The organism is Sphaerimonospora cavernae (assembly GCF_042435035.1).
In the GTDB taxonomy this organism is placed as follows: Bacteria; Actinomycetota; Actinomycetes; order Streptosporangiales; family Streptosporangiaceae; genus Sphaerimonospora; species Sphaerimonospora cavernae.
Map to the genome: position 1 here is coordinate 1 of NZ_JBHMQT010000027.1, position 1,778 is coordinate 1,778.

The following is a 1,778-nucleotide window of genomic DNA, read 5'->3' on the forward strand; positions in this document are numbered from 1 at the left end:
GCCACCGGTGGACACCTCCACGGCGGCACCGTCGGCGATCGCCTTCGGCTTCAACGTCCCGTTCTGCTCGACCAGCGTCGTGTCGATCGGCACCCACGCCCCGCCGCGCCGGGTCCGGGCCGGGCCTGCGCTGACCTGCGTGGTGAACGTCTTCCCGTCCGGCTGGGCATAGGTGATGCTCGTCTCATCAGTGGCTTCGGCCACCTCGACCGGCTCACCCGACCGCTGCGCCTCCACAGAGGCGCGGGTGCGCGCGGCCTGCAACTCCGCCGACGGCACCCCACCAGCCGCAGCGGAGCCGGCGGGGGCAGCGGCGGGGGCGGGGCCGGCCGCCACGGACTCAGCTTCCGCCGCCTTCCCGGTCTCGGCACCAGCAGCCGAAGAAGAGGCGGCCGCGGAGGAAGAAGAGGCGGCGGCCGAGGAGGAGGCAGCGGCGGAAGCGGTCGGAGACGCGGCCGGAGAGGAGGCCGGCGGCATCGGACCGGCAACACCAGCAGCCTGCTGCCCACTCCCGGTGAGCCATTCCTCGATCTTGGTGACCTGGTCGGCGGCATCGGTGTAGTACACCGTCTTGCCGCCCGTCGGCGGGATCACCTCGTACTTGTCCGCCCCCAGGTAGTTCGTGGTCGTGCGGCGGAACTCGGTGCCGCCGGTCATGTCCACCTGCGCGGTCACCCGGCCGAGCCCGTCATACTCCGGCTTGGACCACTGCGGCAGCGTCGCAAGGCCGGGGTTGAGCAGGCCCGAGCCCGGCTGGCCGGTGTTGTGCACCGGCGCGGAGGCCGCGGCCGTCTGCCCCCGCCCGTCGTAGGTGGTGACCTGAACGATCCGCCCACCGGCCGGTGAGGCGGTCTGCACCTCCCGGATACGGCCGAACCCATCGACATAGGTGTGGGCGGAGACCCACTTCGCCTCACTGCCCGTGCCGGACTGCAGACGCGACACCGTCGTCTTGGCCGGGCCACTGTTACCGGAGGGAATGGCGTAGGCGACCCTCGCCGCCGGAGTGCCTCCCGACTTGGGCCGCTCAGGCGTCCACAACTGCAACGTCCGCCCGAGCACGTCGTAGTCGATGTTCACATCGTTGTCGTTGACATCACGCATGCCGACCGGCTGACCGTAGTATTGGGAGGACCAGGTCGTCACCGCGTGCCCGAGCGGGTTGGTCACCGTCACCCCACCAGACGGCCACCCGACCGCAGGGGTGTAGACGGTGGTGGTCGTCTTCTCCGCCGGGTCGGTCATCGTCAACGGCCGGCCGTACCCGTCGAACGTCGCCTTCGTCACCACATGATCGGACTCACTGCTGTAAGCGCGGGTCTCGGTCACGTTCCCCCGCGTCGGGGTGTTGGAGGACTCACTGGTCGCCCCGTCATACAAGGTGACCGTGCGCGCCAGCAGCGTCCCGGCCGCGCAGTCGTCCCCCCCACGCCGCTCCTGCCGGGCCGGGTAGGAGATCATCCACGCCCCGCCGGAGGTGTTACGCGCATACGTGGTCGCGGTGCAGGTGTTGTCCGAGCCGTCACCGCGTTCGCCGTAATCGTTGACCGTGACCGGCAACCCATCAGCGTTGTAAGCGGTCTTGACCTCCGTGTACCGCCACCCCGTGGTGGCCCTCTCCCGGCCCACCTGACGCACCCGGTCCACCCGGGAAGGCTTACGCGAACCCGGGACGGTGCCGGTGACGGTCACCGCGTACTCATACCGGGTCGAGCCCTCCTCCCCGCTCGTGCCCCAGACCTGCTCCTGCAACGTCCGCCCGCTCAACTCGACCCGGT

General features: G+C 70.4%; 1 pseudogene. It reads right to left on the reverse strand.

The annotated features are described in order from the left end of the window. Positions 1–1,692, reverse strand: a pseudogene (locus ACFHYQ_RS13030) (hypothetical protein); the annotation flags it as partial. Positions 1,693–1,778 lie beyond the last annotated feature (86 nt).